Raw genomic sequence first — 20,590 nt, 5'->3', positions numbered from 1 at the left:
AGGGCGAAATAGTTACTTTTGTCACTAAATAGGTACAAATGTACCTATTCGAATTTATTTCTAAGCCAGTAGCTGGCAGCTTCTGTTCGATTGGATACATTAATCTTCTTAAACATTCTGCTAATATAATTACGCACTGTGTTCTCAGAAACCCCAATTTCTAAAGCAATTTCTTTGTTGATCATACCAAGAGCAATCATTTGCAATATTTTGGTCTCCTGATTGCTTAGATTATGATCACCTCTGTTCTTTTTAGTATCGATTCGCAAGTGATTAAATATATCTTCCGTCGCCGATGTATCGATAACATTTTCTCCCTCATAAACAGAGATGATTGTCTCTATGAGCTTATTGCTTTCGATATCTTTAAGCAGATAGGCGTCTACACCAGCTCGAATGGCTTCTACCACAACCCCATCATCCGTATAGGCCGTTAACATAATAACTTTTGTCTTGGGAGATTGGGTCTTAATGTTGATGCAACCGATAATCCCATCTCCATCGGGCAGCTTATAATCCAATAAAACGACATCAGGTTTCCATTGGGCGGACATACTCACAGCTTCCTTCAAGGTTGCTGCTTCAGCACACACCTCCAAGCGGTCATTCGCAGCGAGAAAAAGTTTCAGGCCTTTCCTCACAACGCTATGATCATCGACAATGAGTACCTTTATTTTATTTGTGATTTCCTTGCTCATAGGGCACAATTAGCTCTACCTCCGTTCCTTTCCTAAGCTTTTTTATACTAAATAATCCATCGATTTGTTGCGCTCTCTCTTTCATAGACTGAATGCCATATTTATCTTTACTATTCAAATCGCTGAGCGAAATACCTATACCATTGTCAATGACCTTGATATGCAAGTATTCGAGTTTAAAATCCAATAAAACTTCAGAGTGTTTAGCCCTTGAATGTTTGACCACATTATTAATGGCCTCCTGCACGATATAATAGACCTGACTTGATTTTCTGGTGGACAGACGCCTTGAAGTAGATAAATCTGCGCGAGCCTTGAGGATGAACTCGATAGTTTGATTCTCGTTAAATACTTTTACTAGTCGTTCAATTTGATCCTTCAAATCTTCCAAGGGTATCGTTTCTAAGGTGGTTTTTGAAATAAACTCCCGTGTCTTCTTGATAGTATCTCCTAAATCCAACTTTATTTCTTGTAACAATTCGGTGGTTTTTGTTTCCTGAGTTGTATTATCTAAAACATATTGCAATTTCAGGCTTGCAGCATAGATGTTTTGGATAATCCCATCATGAATTTCTAAGCCGAGTTTACTTCTTTCTTCATCGATAATTTTCTGTTGTTGCAGCTGCTTAAGTTTCTCCTTTTGCTCCCAGCCAAAAGTTTGCATGACTTTTGACAATAAATATATTACGCCGATGCCAATGGCAATATTGACGAATTTGATCGAAAAACTAAATTCGGCAAGAAATGAGTTATTAATAAGGTTAGCAGGAAAGAAATCCATTTCTTTTAACAATAAGCCATCGATTAATCCATAAACTAAAAAAATATATGCCAATCGTTTGTATCTTTTCTCGATTTCCGGGGAATTTATCTCCCCCATCAATTTAGCATTCATATATAAAGCAAAAGCAGAAGAAATGCTCCCAGTGAGAGCCATACAATAACGTAATAAGAATACATTAATTTTTGGATTGGCAATGAGATAGGCTATTTCGTGTTTAGATAGGGTGATAATGATATAAATAAGCCAAATAGTAAATAACGAAATCGGCAATTTATTTAAGACGCTCTTAAATCTAGTTTTATTTGGTAGCAGGCTAATGCCAAAATACATCAGAAAGGCAAAGGAAATCGCTTTTAGGACTTGATTTGCTAAATATATGTAACTGTATTGATCATGGTATAAGTCAATAATCATGACCATGGCCAGCCACTCGGATAAGCCATGGGTTATGCCAAAGACCCCTAAATATTTCAGGGATCTTACCAAGGGAATATGACTAACTTCTTTTTCTTTTTTGCCATAGGCAAAAACACCCATGAGGATATAAACCATTCCATACATGAGATATAAGAAAAATTTTTCCTGCTCCATTGAACCACCTCCGGTAGTGCCCTAAGGACATTTTCACTAGCTAAGGCTATCGGACTAATTGTAACATAGTTTGTTTGTATGCTCTACCGCACACTATTTTGTAATATTCGGTAGTGCCTTAGGATGGCTTTTGTTCGAAGAATGTTAAATTTGTGGAGATAATGAGAATTAATCTATTTTTTTCAATGATTTTGCGGTATTCTTACTTCAAGCTATATATAGAAATTTCTTGACGAGGGAGAGTGGGTTTGGATGCAGAAGACCAAGAAGAATTATAAGTATGAACCATTAAGACTATGTCTCACCTATTTTCTTTTAGGTGCTCTCTTGATTTTTGTCATAAATAGCATCGCAGCTAACTTAAGACTCAACAATCATGAAGTCTTTGACGGGATGAGTATCTATATTGGTTGGGTATATTTATTGGGCACAACGCCGATTATCTATTATATTCTGCATAGGAATTTCAAAAGCATGGTCCAAGCTGATCTAGCTGAGGAAAAGTTGCAAAAAGGCAATCAGGAGTTGCTGGCGACTTATGAAGAGTTAGAAGCAATGAATGAGGAAATTAAACAACAATATGATGAACTAAGGATCTATAGCACGGAGTTAGCAATTAACCGTGATCGTTTAAAGCGAGCTCAGGCGATTGCCCATGTGGGGAACTGGGAGATTACGCTCGCCGCCAAAGAGATGTGGGCGTCCGAAGAATCCTTTCGCATTTACGGGTTTTCGTATGATTCGCCTATCTTACCGTTGCAAGTAGCTCAAGAGTTAGTGCAAAAGAAAGACCGCCCCAAAATGGACGAAGCCTTGCAGAAATTGATTAAGCTCGATGAACGCTATGATGTGAAATTTAGGATCAATAGACACTCTGATGGCGAGGAAAGGATTCTTCATTCTGTTGCAATTTTGGATAGGGATTCTGATGGAACACCTCTGAAAGTCATCGGAGTCTTGCAGGATGTCACTGAACAAGAGCGCACGGAGGAACAGATGCGCTTTTATGCAGAGCACGATATTATAACGGGTCTCCATAACAGATGGTATTTTGAACAGGAAATCGCGGATATTATGATCAATGCGAAGTCAGTGGGTATCATTATGTGCGATATCGATGGTTTAAAGCTCATCAATGATACGTTAGGCCAGGAAGCTGGAGATCAGTACTTAGTCGCCTTTGCCAATATCCTTAAGGAAGCCTGCCCGCCCGAAGGTGTGGTGGCTAGGATCGGTGGCGATGAGTTTACGGTTGTCCTGAAGGATACTGCTGAAGAAGAGGTAGAACAAATATACCGTTTGATCAATACCGGGGTAGAACATTTTAATCGCAAAAAGCTATCGATGCTTCTTAGTGTTTCGATGGGTGTGTGTTATCGTGAGTTATGTGAACAGGTAACACTGCCTAATGTGCTTAAAGAAGCCGAAGAGCAAATGAACTTCCATAAGCTACTACAAGGTCAAAGCACTAGAAGCAAGACAGTTGATATCCTTATGAAAACCCTAGAAGCCAGAGATTATATCACTGAGGGACATTCGGATCGTCTGCAGCAAATGATGGTAGAGGTCGGAAGAAGAGTTGGCATGGATGAGCTGGAGAAGAGCAGGCTGACGCTATTTGCTCGTTTTCATGATATTGGTAAGGTGGGGATACCCGATTCCATCCTCTTTAAGCCGGGGAAACTCGATAAAGAGGAGTTTGAAGAGATGAAGAAGCACAGCGAGATTGGTTACCGAATCGCCAATGCTTCCCCGGATCTGGCTTATATATCTGACTTTATTCTCAAACACCATGAATGGTGGAATGGCCAAGGGTATCCCTTGGGACTTGACGGTGAGGAAATACCTTTAGAGTGCCGGATTCTGTCCATTGCGGATGCATATGATAGTATGAGCAACGACCGGCCTTATCGGAAAGCGATGGCCTATGAGGATAGAATCGACGAATTACGGAGATTTTCCGGTATCCAATTCGATCCTAACCTCGTTGCCATATTCATTGACCTACTTAATGAATCTCCTGAAAACGGAGGAATTACAACTTAAGAATAGCCATATTCCCAAACGTTTGGGAATATGCCCTGGATATACGGAGAATCAAAGACTTGGGTCATAAAGCAAAATAGCCGAGGCATATAGTAATAGAGGTTGATTATTATAGCCTTGGGGGTGAGAAAGGTGCTTTCACCAAGTATGGAGGACTATTTAGAGGAAATTTATCGGTTCTCCTTGGCAAGGGGTGTGGTTCGGGTGACCGACATCAGCAAGAAGCTAGGGGTCTCCCTTCCTTCGGTATCTAAAGCACTACAAAGGCTTAATAATCAAGGCTATATTAATTATCGACCCTATGAGGAAATCGTCTTAACCGAACAAGGCTGCCAGAAGGGGAACTATCTGGTGGAGAGAAACCAGATGTTGCAAGAGTTTTTGTTTCTCATTCATAGTCAATGCGATATCCCGGCTGAGACAGAGGCCATCGAACATTATATCTCCGATTCCACAATCCAAGCCTTGCACAAATTAGTGGGTTTCTTTAAGCAGAACCCGACCTGCTATGATAGCTTTCTTGGCTTCGAAGGAGTAAAAGACGAAGCGAAGAACCCATAAAAGGGTAAGAGATTAAAAGAATAGAATGGGAAATTGCCCAGATGGGATACCTGATAAGGTTTCAGAATTCTGAAGCCTTTTTGTATTGCATGGGGCATTTTTTTGTGTGGAGTAACACTTTATTTGCGAATTTAATACAGTATTAAAAACGTTACTCGCTTTGAAAATGAAATCGGTGTAAAAGTTAACTCAGTCTAACAATGAAGGGAGAGACATAGGATGGATTCACAATCGCTTGTTCCCTTATCGACCCTTAAACGCGGGGAAAAGGCTTATGTCGTTGATCTGGCCTTGAACGGATTGTTTCGGCGTCGACTTCTTGATTTAGGTATCGTTCCCGGAACCTCTCTTAAATGTTTAGGCTCGGCACCGGCGGGGGATCCCATTGCTTACTTAGTTCGTGGAACAGTAATTGCTCTAAGAAGTGAAGATGCACAGGCTATTCGAGTAAATTCAACTTTAGTATAGAACGTGTTCTTTGCAAAATATGAATACCTTGGAGAGTGACTGAAATGAATTTGAAAATTGCCGAAGGTCAATGGGTCATTGCTCTGGCCGGAAACCCGAATGTGGGGAAAAGTACCGTGTTTAATGCGCTAACCGGGCTCCGCCAACATACAGGCAACTGGCCGGGAAAAACAGTGAATAATGCCCAAGGGTATTTTACTTATCATCATCAAAAATTTATGTTGGTGGATTTGCCGGGTACTTATTCCTTGCTCGCGCATAGTGTCGAAGAAGAAATTGCCAGAGATTTTATTTGCTTTGGTCAACCGGATGCCACGGTGGTGGTTTTAGACGCCACTTCTTTAGAGCGCAATCTTAATCTAGCCTTGCAGATTATGGAGATTACCCCTCGCATTGTCGTGTGTATCAATCTCATGGATGAAGCCAGAAAGCGAGGCATCCATATTGATATTCCTGCCCTGCAACAGGAGCTCGGCGTACCGGTGGTGGCCACAGCAGCTCGCCACAATCAAGGACTTCAAGAATTGCAAAGGTCGATCTATGAGATTGCCGTAGAAAAACAAGCGACTCAGCCAAAACAGATCGTATACTCTGATGATGTGGAAAAGGCTATTCGGATGCTGCAGCCCAAGATTGAGAAAGTGGGGATGGGAAGCATACTGAGCCCACGCTGGCTGGCTTTGCGACTTTTGGATAGTAATCCCGCATTTATCGAGGAGATTGGCCGTTTTGTTTCCTTACAGAGAGAAAGGGAGGATCAGCCTAAAAAAGAGGAGGGAAGAATGGCGTTATGAGCAGTATCAATCCTGTAGATCCATTCTCAAAACTCTATAAGGATAGCGAAGGGATTCGGGACACTTATGGACACTCCCTAGGGGATCGAGTCGTCACGGATATATTTTCTTACTCGGAAAGGTTAGCTAATCAGGTTGTCTGCCGTGAAGGGAAGAAGGAAAGTGAATGGCGATCGCGCATTGACCGGATCGTTATTTCCAGAGCCTTTGGTTATCCTATTATGCTTGGTCTGCTGGGCCTTATCTTTTGGATTACGATTGTGGGTGCTAACCTCCCCTCCCAGCTCCTTGCTACGGTACTGTTTGGCTTCCAAGATGTACTTAGTCAAGGGTTTCATGCTGCTGGGGCTCCTGCCTGGCTTCATGGGGTAATCGTTCTGGGTATGTATCGCACCTTAGCTTGGGTTGTCGCGGTGATGCTACCGCCCATGGCTATTTTCTTTCCTCTTTTCACTATTTTAGAGGATTTAGGGTATCTGCCCAGAGTTGCCTTTAACATGGATCATATGTTTAAGAAAGCTAAGGCCTGTGGCAAGCAATGCCTGACGATGTGTATGGGCTTCGGCTGCAATGCTGCCGGGGTAGTATCCTCTCGGATCATCGACTCACCCAGGGAGCGGTTGCTTGCTATCTTAACTAATAATTTTGTTCCCTGTAATGGTCGCTTTCCGACCCTGATCGCTATTGCGACGATTTTTGTGACGGGCATGGCGGCATTCTCTCAGTCGATCGTGGCTGTGGGATCAGTTGTCTTAGTCGTGATCGTAGGTATTTTTATGACTTTTGCTGTTTCTTGGGCGCTCTCCATGACGCTCTTAAAAGGAGAACCATCCTCGCTGGTTTTGGAATTGCCTCCTTATCGGCGACCAAAAATCCGAGCAGTGCTCTATCGTTCCATGCTGGACCGGACTCTATTTGTTCTGCGCAGAGCCATCGTTATTGCCGCACCGGCTGGGGCTGTGACCTGGATTCTAGCCAATATTACGGTAGGTGATGCCAGCGTTATCAGTCATATGGCAGCTTTTCTTGACCCCTTGGCCAAGGCCATAGGCTTAGATGGATTTATCCTATTGGCGTTCATCTTAGGAATACCTGCTAACGAAATCGTAATTCCGATTCTCCTCATGAGCTACTTAGCCACCGGGCAGCTGACCGACTTCAATAGCTTAATGGAGTTAAAGGAAGTGCTTCTTGCTAATGGTTGGACCTGGCTCACTGCCTTAAACGTTATGCTCTTTTCACTACTGCATTGGCCTTGTGCCACGACCTTGATCAGTATGTATAAAGAAACGGGGAGCAAAAAATGGACCGCTTTGGGCTTTTTGCTGCCGACTGTGATTGCTTTTATTGTGTGCTTTACAGTCGCCCAAGTTGCTTATGGTCTGGGCTTGGTTTCGCCAAGCATTATGGTGGCTCCTTAGGTCTTTGTGCAGCTTTCGGCCGCATTGCTGGTCAAAGTGCTGCAGCGGTAATTCAAGCTTAGTGAAGTGAATGCGTTTCTACTTGCCCTTCTTGCATTTTAGAAAGCCTATATTTCATGTACGGAATATAGGCTTCTTTAATTGTATGAATTCAGTTTGAGAGCCTGACCAGAGTGTGGTACAATAGCATCGAAGGTGTGCCTACATAAGGAGGAAGTCCAGTTGGCAGGTTTTTTTTCGAAATTGAAACAAGGATTATCAAAAACCCGTGATCAATTCGTGGGTAAAGTTGAGGAAATCCTTACAGGAAGACGCAAAATTGATGAGGAACTATATGAAGAGCTTGAGGAAGTTTTGATTCGTTCAGATGTGGGAGTGAATACTTCCTTTGAGCTGGTTGAAAGGTTACGTAAAGAAGTAAAGAAAAGAAAACTTCAGGAGGCAGAGGAACTCAAGGAAGTTCTTCAAGAACTTATGGCTGAGCTGCTGGGAACAGAAGAGGCCATGAATTTTGCTGAGCATGGACCAAGTATCTTTCTAGTTGTTGGTGTGAATGGTGTGGGGAAGACGACGACCATTGGCAAATTAGCCCACTATTTCCGGACGGAAGGGAAGAAGGTCATTTTAGCAGCCGGAGATACTTTTCGGGCGGCGGCTATTGATCAGCTCGAGGTCTGGGGACAGCGAGCTGAAGTGGAGGTTATTAAGCAGAAAGAGGGCGCAGACCCTGCTGCCGTTGCCTATGATGCACTTCAAGCTGCAAAATCTCGGGGAGCGGATCTGGTGATTATGGATACGGCCGGACGGCTCCACAATAAAGTGAATTTGATGGAAGAATTGCGCAAGGTCAGACGTGTGATTGAACGTGAAGTTCCCGGAGCACCCCATGAAGTGTTGCTAGTTTTAGACGCTACAACCGGGCAGAACGCACTTCAACAAGCTAAGCTTTTTCAGGAAGTAGCGGGTGTCACTGGCATTGTACTCACAAAGCTGGATGGAACAGCAAAAGGCGGCGTTGTCTTAGGTATCCAAGGAGAGATTAATATTCCGGTGAAATGGATTGGTGTTGGGGAAGGGATGGAAGATTTGCGTCCCTTTAATCCTCAGGACTTTGCGGAGGCTCTTTTTGACCGTTCGCCTGAAGGGGTTGAAGAGGGCTGAATAGCTATGCGCTCATCGGGGGAACAGGCCTAGAAAATTTAATGCTTCAAGATTCTCACCCAGAAACAATTGCTACTCCTTATGGGGTGGTTACGGTGGATATAGGACATCTTGGGGAGCAGGAGGCTCCGCTTGTTTTTATGAGTCGCCATGGTAAGGGTCATACCTTACCGCCCCATTTGGTGAATTATCGAGCTAATATATGGGCTCTGCAAAAATTAGGTGTCCGTAAAGTTATCGCGACCGCAGCGGTAGGATCCCTTACTTCTCGTTTGCAATTGGGAGATATCGTACTTATGGATCAGTTTCTTGACTTTACCAAGAGTCGGCCGCATACCTTTTATGAAGGGGGAGAACAGGGTGTTCTCCATGTGGATATGACTGAGCCCTATTGCAGATCTCTGCAAGCAGTCATTCGCGCAGCCGGAGAATCCGTAGGTGTTCCTTTACAAGAAGGTGCGACCTATGTATGTACAGAGGGACCACGCTTTGAGACTCCGGCGGAGATTAAAATGTACCACATGCTTGGTGGAGAATGTGTGGGAATGACCAGTGTACCTGAAGTAGTCCTCGCTAAAGAATGTGGTATGTGCTATGCCACGATTGGGATGATAACCAATGAAGCGGCAGGGATTGCCGATCATCCTTTGACCCATGAAGAAGTGATGGTGAGCATGAAAGCCACTGGAAAAACCGTGGCCCAATTGATTCAAAAAACATTTCGGATACTTCGCCCCGAACAGGATTGCCGGTGTCAGTTGGGTAATGCAGAGGTCGGTAAATTTTAGAAAGGCGGTACGAATGTGAAAGCACTAGAATGGATGGGGAATTCTCTACAAATATTAGATCAGACACGCTTGCCCGTTGAGATAAATTATCGGCTGGCTACGACCTATGAAGAAGTAGCTGAAGCCATTGAAACCATGGCAGTCCGGGGCGCACCGGCGATCGGTTCAGCAGCTGCCTATGGCTATGCTCTCGGTGCCCTGCAATATTCAGGTGAACTCGAGGGATTACTGAGCCATATGGAGCAGGTGAAAAACCGTTTGGCTGAAACTCGCCCTACCGCAGTAAATCTTTTTTGGGCACTACGCCGCATGGAAGATCGTTTGCGAGAACAACATGGAGAAACTGATCTGGCTAAAATTCGTCAAGCACTGCTCAATGAAGCAGAGACGATTGCAGAGGATGATCGGCGCGTGAATCGCTTGATCGGTGAACAAGGCAACCCCATCGTTGCCGAAGAAGCTAATATTCTCACCCACTGCAATGCAGGCTCCTTGGCGACAGTAGAGTATGGTACTGCCCTTGGGGTGATACGTACTGCCCATGATTCAGGTAAGAAAATTCATGTTTATGCGGATGAGACTCGGCCTTTTTTGCAGGGAGCTCGTCTAACAGCTTTGGAATTGATGAACGATAAGATACCGGTGACTTTGATCGCCGATAATATGGCTGGATTTTTGATGCAGCAAGGAAAGATTGACTTGGTGATCGTCGGCGCTGACCGTATCGCAGCCAACGGGGATACTGCAAATAAGATTGGCACTTATTCCTTAGCGGTATTAGCCCATGCTCATGGTATTCCTTTCTATGTGGCTGCTCCTACTTCGACCATCGACTTGAAGGTTCCCAGCGGACAAGATATTCCCATCGAGGAAAGGAATCCCCAAGAAATGCGAGAAGTGTTTGGGGTGCAGGTGGCACCGGCTGATGTACCTGTATATAATCCAGCTTTTGATGTAACCCCATCCAAATTGATTACGGGGATTATTACGGAGAAAGGGATTGTTTCCTCCCCTTATTCTGTGAATCTCTTAAAAATGATGGTGCGTTCTTAATGGAAAAAAGGGATATCATCGCGGCGGGTCGAAAAATTGTTGAGAGCGGAATGGTTGCCGGGACTTGGGGCAACATCTCGGCTTGGGATTCATCCCGAGATGGGTATTGGATCACTCCCAGTGGGATGGATTACTTTGCTCTGAGGGAAGAGGATCTTGTTCTTTTGAGCATTGGCAACGTAGTATTAGAGGGAAGCCGCAAGCCCTCTTCAGAGCTGCTGCTCCATGCCGAAATTTATAAGCAACGACCAGATGTCAAGGGAATTGTCCACACTCATTCTCCCTATGCAACAGCCCATGCGGTCTCACGAGTTCCTCTGCCCGGAATGGTCGAGGATTTGGTGATGATTGTGGGGGGGCAAGTGGAGGTGGCGCCCTATTGTCTGCCCGGCACCTTACAATTAGCAGAAGGTGCGGTAAATGCTCTGCAGGAGAGATGTGCTGTGCTGTTGGCTAACCATGGTTTGGTCGGCGTGGGCAGTTCTGTAGAAGAAGCCTTAAAAGTATGCCAAGTCGTAGAAAAAAGCGCTCAAATCCATATTATGTCTCGCCTCTTAGGTGGGCCGGCCCTGTTGAGTCAAGAGGATATTCAATTGATGTGCCGTTCTTATCGACAAAGCTATGGACAATGAATGAAGTAGATGAGACCCCCAATTCCTTGGGGGTCTTTTATAAGCAAGGAGTGAAATATATGGCCAAAATACTCATTCGGGCGATGATTCTGCCCATGACCGGAGCCGAGGATTTCTACCCTGAGGGAGAAATCGCCATTGAAAATGACCGGATTTTTTTCGTGGGCGAGAAAGGGTCGACACCGGACAGTTTTGTTCCTGAGCGCATCATCGACTTGCCTGACGATGTGGTCATGCCGGGGTTAATCAACACTCATACCCATGCGGGGATGACGATGCTGAGAAGTTATGCCGATGACTTGCCCTTGATGCCTTGGTTGCAAACGAAAATTTGGCCCTTTGAAGATAAGATGTTTGATGAAGATATTTATTGGGGAACATTGCTGGCGCTTGGAGAAATGATCCAATCAGGAACCACCACTATGCTGGATATGTATGCCTCGATGAATCATGTAGCCAAAGCTGTTTTAGAAGCCGGAACACGCGGTGTACTAGCTCGCGGTTTGATTGGCAATGCACCGAACGGCGAAAAGGCCTTCGCAGAAAACATCGAATTGGTTCGGAAGTATCATGGGGCAGGCAAGGGGAGAATTCAGATCATGTTCGGCCCCCATGCACCGTATACCTGCTCGGGAGAGTTCCTCCAACGAGTCAAGCAAGAAGCTGACCGGCTTGGGGTAGGGATTCACATTCATGTAGCCGAGACGGAGGATGAGATCGGGACGATCAAGGAGCAATATGGTAAGACACCTGTGCAATGGCTGGATGAACTTGGTTTATTCGGTGGGCATGTGGTTGCTGCCCATTGTGTACATCTCACCGAGGAAGATCGAGACATTTTGGCGCGAAGAAAGGTCTGTGTAGCTCATAACCCCGAAAGCAATATGAAGCTGAACAGTGGTACTGCCCCTATTCCCGAACTACGCTCACGGGGAGTTTTGGTGGGACTGGGTACCGACGGAGCCTCCAGCAACAATAATTTGGATATGTTTGGGGAAATGCGTTCGGCTGCTCTACAACAGAAGCTAGCCAAAGGGGCCACAACCCTACCGGCCTATGAAGTACTGCAAATGGCAACTGTGGATGGGGCTCGGAGCCTAGGGTTGACGGATGTAGGGATGCTTGTTCCTGGCTACAAGGCAGACCTGATATCGATTAATTTTGATCAGCCCCATTTTTATCCGAGATTTTCAGTACCGGCTCATTTGGTGTATGTTGCCCATGCCGGTGATGTGCGTACTGTCATGGTAGATGGAGAACTATTGATGGAAGAACGGCAATTAAAGACCATTGATATTAAGCGAGTGTGTTGCGAGGTTGAAAAGCGGGCAAAGGCGATTGCCGAAAGCTTTTCAGACTCTCCTAATTCTAAAAACTAAAAGTTTCCTTCATATAATATATCGTATTATTTTCTTAAAATAAGATATGGGCGCAAATGAGTTTGGGCGAAATAAGAAATGAGTGCGATTTCAGAAGGTGCTAGGTGCTCAAATTGACATTTGCATTTTTTAGTGGTAGGAAAGTAAAATTACTTGACAAGACCTTGAATATAGCCTAGAATAGCACAGTAAAGTAAAAATCCTTGACGGGAGGGTTTTTGCCGTGGAAAGATTTGCAAAAATGGCATTGCTGGCAGATTTTTATGGACCACTGTTGACTCCTAAGCAAGGGAGGATATGGGATCTCCACTATGAGCAGGATTTCTCCTTGGTAGAAATTGCTGAATCAGAAAATATCAGCCGACAAGCAGTTTATGATTTGCTTAAAAGAACAGAAAAGATCTTACATGGATATGAGGATAAACTAGGACTCATACGTCGTTTTGTGGTCGAGCGCAATAAGTTATCCGAAGTCCATCAACAGATGCGGGAATTCGAAGAAAAGGATTTTTCCAACGGGAATGCCTGGGAACGTCATCAATCCATTAATCAGAAGATTGATGAAATCTATCGGGATATTGAAGCTTCCTAGTCTTAGAGTAAGTCCGGAAAGTGAGGGCTGGTATGTTTCAAGGTCTAAGTGAAAAATTACAAGAAACCTTCAAACGCTTAAAAAGCAAAGGCAAACTCACAGAAGCGGATGTCAATGAAGCAATGCGCGAAGTTCGCATGGCTTTATTGGAAGCTGACGTGAACTTTAAGGTTGTTAAGGATTTTGTCGCCAAAGTCAAGGAGCGTTCTATCGGACAAGAGGTTCTTGAATCTCTCTCTCCTGGGCAACAGGTGATTAAGATTGTTAACGAGGAAATGATTGCCTTAATGGGCGGCGTTTCCAGTAAAATAAATATTTCCTCAAAGCCACCGACGGTTATTATGCTGGTGGGCTTGCAAGGGGCCGGTAAAACAACGCATGGCGCAAAGCTCGCCAATATGTTAAAAAAGCAGGGCAAGCATCCCTTGCTGGTCGCCTGTGATATCTATCGTCCTGCAGCTATCAAGCAGCTTGAAGTTTTAGGGGACCAAATTAAGGTTCCGGTGTTTTCATTAGGACAGGAAAATCCGGTGAAGATTGCTTCAACCAGCCTGCAGCATGCTCTTAGTCAAGGCTTAGATGTGGTCATTATTGATACAGCAGGACGCCTGCACATCAATGAAGAGTTGATGGGAGAGCTCAAGGATATCAAAGCTGCTGTCAAGCCTCACGAAATTCTTCTGGTCGTGGATGCCATGACGGGGCAAGATGCAGTTAATGTGGCGGAAAGCTTCCACGGTGATCTTGGGATTGACGGAATTATCATGACCAAACTCGATGGCGATACCCGGGGTGGGGCGGCCCTCTCCGTTAAAGCTGTCACTGGCTGTCCCATCAAGTTTGCCGGGACTGGGGAAAAGATGGATGCCATTGAACCCTTTTTTCCGGACCGGATGGCTTCCCGTATTTTAGGAATGGGCGATGTTCTAACCCTGATTGAAAAGGCTCAAGAAGCTTTTGATGAAAAGCAAGCTCGGGAGATGGAGCAAAAACTCCGCAAGCAGGAATTTACTCTCGATGACTTCCTCGATCAGATGCAGCAGATTAAAAAGATGGGGCCCTTAGGCTCGCTGCTGGAGATGATTCCCGGTGCCGGGAAGCAGTTGAAGGATGTCCAGATCGATGAGAAAGATATGGCCCATGTGGAGGCTATCATTCATTCCATGACCCAGGAGGAACGTCGAAAGCCAGCCTTAATTAAAGATTCTAGAAAGCGCCGCATTGCCAAAGGAAGCGGTACCAGCATTCAAGAAGTGGGTCGTTTGCTTAAACAGTTTGAGCAGATGCAAAAAATGATGAAGCAATTTGCGGGTGCGCCGGGTATGGGCATGATGGGTAAAGGTAAAAAGGGTAAAAAAGGTAAGAAATTAGGCTTGCCGTTCCCCTTTAAATAATCACGATACAATACATTCGGTTAGCGGATAAAAGTATCCTGATGAGGAGGTGAAAAACATGGCAACAAAAATTCGTCTTCGCCGCTTAGGTGCCAAGAAGAATCCCTTCTATCGCTTAATCGTTGCGGATTCCGATTCACCACGCGATGGTCGTTTCATCGAAGAGATCGGTACCTACGATCCTACGAAACAACCTGCAGTTTTAAACATTGATGAAGAAAAAGCATTGAAATGGTTAGCAACTGGTGCTCAACCTTCAGATACAGCGAAGTCTCTGCTTCGCAAAGCTGGAGTTTTGGCTAAGTACCATGAGTCCAAGAAGTAATTGGATTATTGGGGGTGTTCCTGTGAAGGAACTCGTTGAAGTGCTGGCAAAAGCTTTAGTCGATCGCCCGGATCAAGTGCTTGTGGCTCAATCCGAAACGGATCGATCCGTTCATCTGCAGCTCACAGTAGCTCCAGAGGACATGGGCAAAGTTATTGGTAAACAGGGTAGAATCGCTAACGCCATTCGCACGTTAGTTAAAGCTGCTGCGGTCAAAGATGGACGCAGAGTACATGTTGACATTGATCAGTGATGTTGAGAAGGGCCTTGCGCCCTTTTTGACGTTTCGGATTCGACGCTGAGGTCGGTTGTTCGCGGCTTTTCTTAGTTTTGTTTGGGGTCATTTAGGGATTGCTTTCAAGATTCGGGTCGTGTAGCTTTTCGCACATCGTTCTCTCACTAGCTCCAGGGCTCGCACACTCGCTTTCGAGGGAGCTCCGCCAAACCTCAGGGTAATACCTGGAGTGAACCGGCGGCTCCGCTACCCCCCGAAAGCATCGTTTGCCTAACCGCCCCTTCGCTAAAATCGTTCACTCTTGTGCGAAAAGCTACGCTTAGGGGTCTTTGAAGAAAGCCTCCCGAGCTTCTCTTGAAGTAAAAACTAAGGGACTTCTGAATGAAAAACTCCTGAGCTTCACTTTAAGTGAAGTCTTCGGAGCCTCCTTCAAGAAAAACTCCTGAGTCTTTCCTAAAGAAAATACTATCGGGTCTCTCCCGTGCCCTTCTAAGAATACATAACCTGAAAAAAGCGGCCCAAGGACTTTGCTTTACAGCAGAGAACGGCTTCTAAGCGAGCAGCTACCCGTTCTCCGCGAAAAGCTTGCAGCGGAGTCGGGTTGGAAACAGGACGTTTCCAACCGGCTACGAGGCAGGAGCCGATTTAGCCGACGTCCCGCCGGAGCGGTAAGCTTGAGCGTTAGAACGGGTGCGCGCAGCTTACAGAGTGAACGCGTAAAGCAAAGTCCTGGAGACCTAGCTTACTAAAATTCTAATCAAGTACTTTCCTCAAAAAAAGGAGAAATGCCTCTTATGGACAAGGTTACAATCGGTGAAGTCATCAAGCCCCACGGCGTGCAGGGCGAAATCAAGGTGCATCCCATTACGGATAATCCCAAGCGCTTTAAAAAGCTTCAGGAAGTCATACTCGTGCAGAATCAGGTCCAACGCCGCTTGAAGGTGCTGAATGCTAAGGTTCAAGAATCTGAGATATACCTGACTTTAGAAGGAGTAAACTCTAGGGACGAGGCCGATAAGTTACGGGGCTGGGCAATTAAGGTGGATCGCTCGGAGGTACCGCCCCTTAAAGAAGGCTGGTATTACTTCGAACTTGAGGGTATGCAGGTGTATGAGGGTGAGACCTTATTGGGGACTTTGACCCGTGTGATCGAGACGGGCGCCAACGATGTTTACCTTGTGAAGGGAAATGGTAGGGAGATCTGTGTACCGGCTCTGAAGAGTGTGGTCAAGCATGTTGATGTGCCAGGGCGACGGATGGAAGTAGAATTACCCCTTGGTTTGCTGGATGGAGAAGAGTAAAATGATGCAGTTTACTATTTTAACCCTTTTCCCGGAGATGTTTGCACCACTACAGGAAAGTATATTAAAGCGAGCCCAGGCAGCCAACCTGATGGCTGTTAAGCTGATCAATTTCCGTGATTATGCTCTCAGTAAGCATAAGAATGTGGATGATGTGCCCTATGGCGGTGGAGCAGGAATGGTCCTCAAGCCAGAGCCTATCTTTGCAGCGATAGGGGATTTGCCTCCCTCCCGAGGACAGAGGAGGGTTATTTTGCTTACTCCTCAAGGTGAAGTCTTTCAGCAACGGAAGGCCAAGGAATGGAGTCAGCTCGATGAACTGATCTTTATTTGCGGGCACTACGAGGGATTTGATGAGCGCGTTCGTAGGCTTGCTGATGAGGAGGTATCCCTTGGGGACTTTGTCCTTACGGGTGGAGAGCTGGCAGCCATGGTGATGATTGATGCCGTGGCCCGATTATTGCCTGGAGTGTTGGGAGAAAAAGCATCCGCAGAGGAAGATAGCCATAGTGATGGGCTTTTGGAGTATCCTCAATATACTCGCCCACCTGTTTTTAACGGAATGGAGGTTCCGGAGGTTCTTTTATCTGGACACCATCTTCATATCGAGGGGTGGCGCCGTAAGGAATCCTTAAGACGAACTTTTTTAAAACGTCCCGATTTATTTGTACATACCGAATTTCAAGGAAGTGACTACACTCTTCTTGAAGAATTGTGCCAAGAACTACCTAACCTCGCAGCGGAGAGATTCCGCTGGCAACATCTCAAGCCAAAGCCGAAAAGGTTGAGAAAAAGACCTCAGGCTTCGTTTAACGATGAGGAGGAATAATCATGGGCGACTTATACATCGCTTTAATTCATGCGCCTGTTTATAATAAGAACATGGAAACGATCGCTACCTCTATTACGAACTTGGATATTCACGATATCGCTCGAAGTTCGACGACTTATGGGGTTAAGCGTTACTATATCGTTCATCCTGCACAAGCCCAACAAGAATTAGCCCGGCGAATTATGGGTTATTGGCAAGAGGGTTTTGGTGCGGAATACAATCCCAATCGTCAGGAAGCCTTTGCTCGGGTCAAGTTACTAAGTGAGCTAGCTGAGGTTGAGGAAGAAATTTATCAAGAGCAAGGACGTAAGCCCTTGAGGATTGCTACAGATGCCCGAAGGTATCCCAATACCTTAGATTATGCTACGGTTCGTGCTAAGATTGAAAAGGGTGAGGACCCAATGCTTTTGCTTTTCGGAACGGGATGGGGGCTGCACAAAGACGTCATGGCAAGCTGTGATATCATTTTGGAGCCGATTTATGGTCCAGGGGAATGGAATCATCTCTCGGTACGTTCGGCAGCAGCCATTATTTTAGATCGCCTAAGAGGACATTAAAATTTAAGTTGCGTCCAAACTTTAATTATGATATGATATCACGGTAAAACGGATGGTCCGCTCACTTTGAAAAGCTTGTTTTTTATGGCAAGCTCAGTGTATGAACATCTATGCAAGGAAGGGGGGAATCAATAATGGATTTTATTCGCATGATTGAAGAAGAACAGATGAAAAAAGATCTTCCTGCCTTCCGTCCTGGAGATACTGTACGCGTACATGTAAAAGTTGTCGAGGGTACTCGGGAACGTATCCAGGCTTTTGAAGGAGTTGTCATCAAGACGAAAGGCGGCGGTTTGCGCCGGACTTTCACTGTTCGTCGGGTGACTTATGGTGTAGGAGTTGAACGGACATTCCCACTCCATTCTCCTCGAATCGACCATATTGAGGTTGTACGTCGTGGTGTTGTGCGCCGTGCTAAACTCTACTACCTACGTGAACTTTCAGGTAAAGCTGCGCGGATTCGCGACCGTCGCTAGCAATGAGATGGGCCGGAGCAATCCGGTCCTTTTTATTATTCATTTTTATAAAGCTATTATTTATTGAATTATTTACTTATGCTCAACGAAATTGGCAAATAGCGTTAACTACTACGGATGGATAATTTTAGATGTATTTAGACAATTGATACACTGTATGCTCCTCAAAATTTCTGCTCATACTAGTGAAGAATTTGAAAAGGAGAGGAGAAAATACAGTGATGCATAAGACAAGATTCGGGTGGGTAATCTGGGTTCTGGCAGCAGTTGTGGTTATTGCTGCGCTTTTGCGTTTGTTTGTGCTACAACCTTATGCGATTTCCTCGAATTCCATGGAGCCTACGTTGCTTAACGGCGATAGAATTCTCGTCAACCGTTTTGCTTATCAATACGGAGCCCCGGCGCGGGGAGATATTGTGGTCTTTGCTTATCCAAAGGATACCAGTCGTACTTTTGTCAAACGAGTAATTGCAGTAGAAGGAGAAAGTGTGGAGCTCAAAGGAAATCAAGTCTACGTCAATGGGGCCCTTGTTCAAGAGCCTTATCTGAAGCAGGGAGATTATTCGCCCTTTGAACCAGAGACTATTCCCGCTGAGAACATTTTTGTTTTAGGTGATAATCGCCGGGAAAGCGGTGATTCTCGCGAATGGGGAGTTTTACCCCAAAGCTATATCATAGGAAAAGCATGGTTGGTTTATAATCCGCTCCAAAGATTAAAGTTCTTTTGGTAGCGATAGTTGAGGATTAAGAAGGTGTTTCCTTGAGTATTCAATGGTTTCCAGGTCACATGACGAAGGCAAAGCGGCTGTTGTTAGATCAACTCCGTTGGGTCGATGTGGTCATCGAGTTAGGCGATGCTCGTTTGCCGGAAAGTAGTAGAAACCCTCTGCTTCAAGAGATGTTAGGTGATAAACCCAAGATCGTCATCTTAAACAAATCAGACTTGGCTGATCCTATCCAGACAGAACTCTGGGTAAATGTGCTACGTAAAGTGAGCCCTGTTTTAGCCGTTAGTGCGGCGACCGGAGCTGGGGTTGGCAAAATCGTACCTACCCTGGAGCGTCTCATGGCGGATAAGATTGAGAAATGGGCAGCCAAAGGAATTAGGGCCCGTGCCATTCGGGTCATGGTTGTCGGCATACCCAATTGCGGAAAGTCGTCTCTAGTGAATAATTTGATCGGTAGTGCAAAAGCTAAAACAGGTAACAAACCTGGTGTAACCCGCGGAAACCAATGGATTCGCATTCATGACAAAGTGGAGCTGCTGGATACACCAGGCTTACTTTGGCCTAAGTTTGAAGATCCTGAAGTGGGTATCAAGCTGGGAACCGCAGGTGCAATTCGCGATGAAGTACTGAATCTGGAAGAATTATCGATTTGGCTATTAGCTTGGTTGAAGCAATACTATCCTGATTCATTGAAACGCTATACAGAAAATGTCCAAGACTTAGATCTGGAAGGAATTGGCCGTAAAAGGGGCTGTCTTGTAAAAGGAGGTCAAGTGGATATTTTAAAAGCGGCTCAGATCTTTATTAGAGAATTTCGGGCGGGCTCCTTAGGAAGGTTTACCTTGGATCATATAGAAGAGAAGAGTAGGAAAGAAGAGGATAATAGTTTTGAAAGCGATATCACAAATGAGCATTCGGGAATTGAGCGAGATGCTCAAAACTGAACCCTCGGGTGAATTTCTTAAGGCGTGTGCTCAAGACTCGCGTCAGGGAGTTCGACAACTGATGATCCGCTATCAAAAGGACTGTGAAGTCCGCAAAGCAGAGGCTGTACGGATTCAACACTTGTTAGTGGAAGAAAAGCAATTATGGCAAGCTGGTTATCTCCACATCGCAGGGATGGATGAAGCGGGACGAGGTCCTCTAGCGGGACCGGTGGTGGCTGCCGCCTGTATCCTGCCGGCAAAATTCAATTTACCGGGACTTAATGATTCGAAGAAGTTGTCAGAGAGTAAGCGGGAAAGACTGTTTCAAGAGATAAAAGAACAAGCCTTAGGCTACGCAGTGGGCAGTGCTGAATCCGCGGAGATTGATGCTCTAAATATTCTCCAAGCCACTAAACTGGCTATGAAGCGAGCGGTAGAAAATCTCAAGATTCGCCCCCATTTTCTGCTCATCGATGCCTTAGAAATACCCCTCAAGATCCCGCAAAAAGGAATCATTGATGGAGACGCACTCAGTGCAAGTATTGCGGCAGCTTCCATACTTGCTAAAGTCTCACGAGATCACCTGATGGATGAGCTGGATACGCTCTATCCTGTCTATGGATTTAGGAAAAATAAAGGCTATGGTACACGCGAGCATCTTGCCGCTTTACGTCGCTATGGAGTATGCCCGATCCATCGCCGAACCTTTGCTCCAGTTAAAAATCAGTTGAATATTGTTTGAATAAACTTATAATTTACATTTAGAAGATAAAGCGTACATAATTGTTGACTATTCCTAAACAAATATGGCACAATGAGTTTGGTTTATGGGAATAAAATATTTTTAT

The 20,590-nt window shown here is 45.2% G+C and carries 24 protein-coding genes; 22 read left to right on the top strand and 2 right to left on the bottom strand.

Annotated features, from left to right (window positions below; all coding sequences use genetic code 11):
* Window positions 1-44 precede the first annotated feature (44 nt).
* Both AAC978_RS02795 and AAC978_RS02790 read right to left on the bottom strand, forming a co-directional pair.
* Window positions 45-698: a response regulator transcription factor gene (locus AAC978_RS02795; protein WP_341546452.1), complete on the bottom strand. Its 654-nt coding sequence runs from the start codon at window positions 696-698 to the stop codon at window positions 45-47.
* Entirely contained in the window at window positions 676-2,073 is a 1,398-nt protein-coding gene (locus AAC978_RS02790) for a sensor histidine kinase (protein ID WP_341546451.1), read from the bottom strand. Before AAC978_RS02790 ends, AAC978_RS02795 begins: the two co-directional genes overlap by 23 nt.
* Window positions 2,074-2,325: 252 nt before the next feature.
* On the opposite strand from AAC978_RS02790, the gene AAC978_RS02785 reads away from it, so the two are divergent.
* The 22 genes from AAC978_RS02785 (at window position 2,326) to AAC978_RS02680 (ending at window position 20,484) form a co-directional block, all read left to right on the top strand.
* Window positions 2,326-4,119, top strand: coding sequence for an HD domain-containing phosphohydrolase (locus AAC978_RS02785; protein WP_341546450.1), 1,794 nt, complete (start codon window positions 2,326-2,328; stop codon window positions 4,117-4,119).
* 132 nt (window positions 4,120-4,251) lie between these two features.
* Window positions 4,252-4,680, top strand: a complete 429-nt coding sequence (locus tag AAC978_RS02780; protein WP_341546449.1) for a metal-dependent transcriptional regulator — start codon at window positions 4,252-4,254, stop codon at window positions 4,678-4,680.
* Between the two features lie 219 nt (window positions 4,681-4,899).
* Window positions 4,900-5,148 carry a FeoA family protein gene (locus AAC978_RS02775; RefSeq protein WP_015263045.1) on the top strand — a complete coding sequence of 83 codons (249 nt, stop codon included), beginning with the start codon at window positions 4,900-4,902 and terminating at the stop codon, window positions 5,146-5,148.
* 44 nt (window positions 5,149-5,192) lie between these two features.
* Window positions 5,193-5,942: a FeoB small GTPase domain-containing protein gene (locus AAC978_RS02770; RefSeq protein ID WP_341546448.1), complete on the top strand. Its 750-nt coding sequence runs from the start codon at window positions 5,193-5,195 to the stop codon at window positions 5,940-5,942.
* Complete coding sequence (locus AAC978_RS02765; protein ID WP_341546447.1) at window positions 5,939-7,363, top strand: nucleoside recognition domain-containing protein; 1,425 nt, start codon at window positions 5,939-5,941, stop codon at window positions 7,361-7,363. The genes AAC978_RS02770 and AAC978_RS02765 overlap by 4 nt, the downstream gene beginning before the upstream one ends.
* 222 nt (window positions 7,364-7,585) lie before the next feature.
* Window positions 7,586-8,524, top strand: a complete 939-nt coding sequence (gene ftsY, locus AAC978_RS02760) for a signal recognition particle-docking protein FtsY (protein WP_341546446.1) — start codon at window positions 7,586-7,588, stop codon at window positions 8,522-8,524.
* Complete coding sequence (locus AAC978_RS02755) at window positions 8,521-9,312, top strand: S-methyl-5'-thioinosine phosphorylase (RefSeq protein WP_445900280.1); 792 nt, start codon at window positions 8,521-8,523, stop codon at window positions 9,310-9,312. Before ftsY ends, AAC978_RS02755 begins: the two co-directional genes overlap by 4 nt.
* A 15-nt stretch (window positions 9,313-9,327) precedes the next feature.
* The gene (gene mtnA, locus AAC978_RS02750; protein ID WP_341546445.1) at window positions 9,328-10,365 is read left to right on the top strand and encodes an S-methyl-5-thioribose-1-phosphate isomerase; all 1,038 of its coding nucleotides are present in this window, start codon (window positions 9,328-9,330) and stop codon (window positions 10,363-10,365) included.
* Entirely contained in the window at window positions 10,365-10,997 is a 633-nt protein-coding gene (locus tag AAC978_RS02745) for a class II aldolase/adducin family protein (RefSeq protein ID WP_341546444.1), read from the top strand. Before mtnA ends, AAC978_RS02745 begins: the two co-directional genes overlap by 1 nt.
* A gap of 59 nt (window positions 10,998-11,056) precedes the next feature.
* Window positions 11,057-12,376, top strand: coding sequence for an amidohydrolase (locus AAC978_RS02740; RefSeq protein ID WP_341546443.1), 1,320 nt, complete (start codon window positions 11,057-11,059; stop codon window positions 12,374-12,376).
* Between the two features lie 223 nt (window positions 12,377-12,599).
* Window positions 12,600-12,968, top strand: a complete 369-nt coding sequence (gene ylxM / locus AAC978_RS02735) for a YlxM family DNA-binding protein (RefSeq protein WP_341546442.1) — start codon at window positions 12,600-12,602, stop codon at window positions 12,966-12,968.
* Between the two features lie 32 nt (window positions 12,969-13,000).
* The gene (gene ffh, locus AAC978_RS02730; protein ID WP_341546441.1) at window positions 13,001-14,362 is read left to right on the top strand and encodes a signal recognition particle protein; all 1,362 of its coding nucleotides are present in this window, start codon (window positions 13,001-13,003) and stop codon (window positions 14,360-14,362) included.
* 58 nt (window positions 14,363-14,420) lie between these two features.
* Window positions 14,421-14,687: a 30S ribosomal protein S16 gene (gene rpsP, locus AAC978_RS02725; protein WP_341546440.1), complete on the top strand. Its 267-nt coding sequence runs from the start codon at window positions 14,421-14,423 to the stop codon at window positions 14,685-14,687.
* A gap of 22 nt (window positions 14,688-14,709) precedes the next feature.
* Window positions 14,710-14,940 carry a KH domain-containing protein gene (locus AAC978_RS02720; RefSeq protein ID WP_341546439.1) on the top strand — a complete coding sequence of 77 codons (231 nt, stop codon included), beginning with the start codon at window positions 14,710-14,712 and terminating at the stop codon, window positions 14,938-14,940.
* A gap of 509 nt (window positions 14,941-15,449) precedes the next feature.
* The gene (locus AAC978_RS02715) at window positions 15,450-15,671 is read left to right on the top strand and encodes a hypothetical protein (protein ID WP_341546438.1); all 222 of its coding nucleotides are present in this window, start codon (window positions 15,450-15,452) and stop codon (window positions 15,669-15,671) included.
* A 45-nt stretch (window positions 15,672-15,716) separates the two neighbouring features.
* Complete coding sequence (gene rimM / locus AAC978_RS02710; RefSeq protein ID WP_341546437.1) at window positions 15,717-16,223, top strand: ribosome maturation factor RimM; 507 nt, start codon at window positions 15,717-15,719, stop codon at window positions 16,221-16,223.
* A 1-nt stretch (window position 16,224) separates the two neighbouring features.
* On the top strand, window positions 16,225-17,052 hold the full coding sequence (gene trmD / locus AAC978_RS02705) for a tRNA (guanosine(37)-N1)-methyltransferase TrmD (RefSeq protein ID WP_341546639.1): 828 nt from the start codon (window positions 16,225-16,227) through the stop codon (window positions 17,050-17,052).
* Between the two features lie 2 nt (window positions 17,053-17,054).
* Complete coding sequence (locus tag AAC978_RS02700; RefSeq protein WP_341546436.1) at window positions 17,055-17,612, top strand: RNA methyltransferase; 558 nt, start codon at window positions 17,055-17,057, stop codon at window positions 17,610-17,612.
* Window positions 17,613-17,746: 134 nt separating this feature from the next.
* Window positions 17,747-18,088 (top strand): 50S ribosomal protein L19, encoded by a 342-nt coding sequence (rplS, locus tag AAC978_RS02695; protein ID WP_341546435.1) that lies wholly within the window; start codon window positions 17,747-17,749, stop codon window positions 18,086-18,088.
* 221 nt (window positions 18,089-18,309) lie between these two features.
* Window positions 18,310-18,819: a signal peptidase I gene (gene lepB, locus AAC978_RS02690; protein ID WP_445900274.1), complete on the top strand. Its 510-nt coding sequence runs from the start codon at window positions 18,310-18,312 to the stop codon at window positions 18,817-18,819.
* A 29-nt stretch (window positions 18,820-18,848) separates the two neighbouring features.
* On the top strand, window positions 18,849-19,760 hold the full coding sequence (gene ylqF, locus AAC978_RS02685) for a ribosome biogenesis GTPase YlqF (RefSeq protein ID WP_341546433.1): 912 nt from the start codon (window positions 18,849-18,851) through the stop codon (window positions 19,758-19,760).
* Window positions 19,705-20,484: a ribonuclease HII gene (locus AAC978_RS02680; protein ID WP_341546432.1), complete on the top strand. Its 780-nt coding sequence runs from the start codon at window positions 19,705-19,707 to the stop codon at window positions 20,482-20,484. The genes ylqF and AAC978_RS02680 overlap by 56 nt, the downstream gene beginning before the upstream one ends.
* Window positions 20,485-20,590 lie beyond the last annotated feature (106 nt).

The organism is Desulfitobacterium sp. THU1 (assembly GCF_038181555.1).
Lineage (GTDB): Bacteria > Bacillota > Desulfitobacteriia > Desulfitobacteriales > Desulfitobacteriaceae > Desulfitobacterium.
This window is presented reverse-complemented; position numbering and strand designations above follow the sequence as displayed.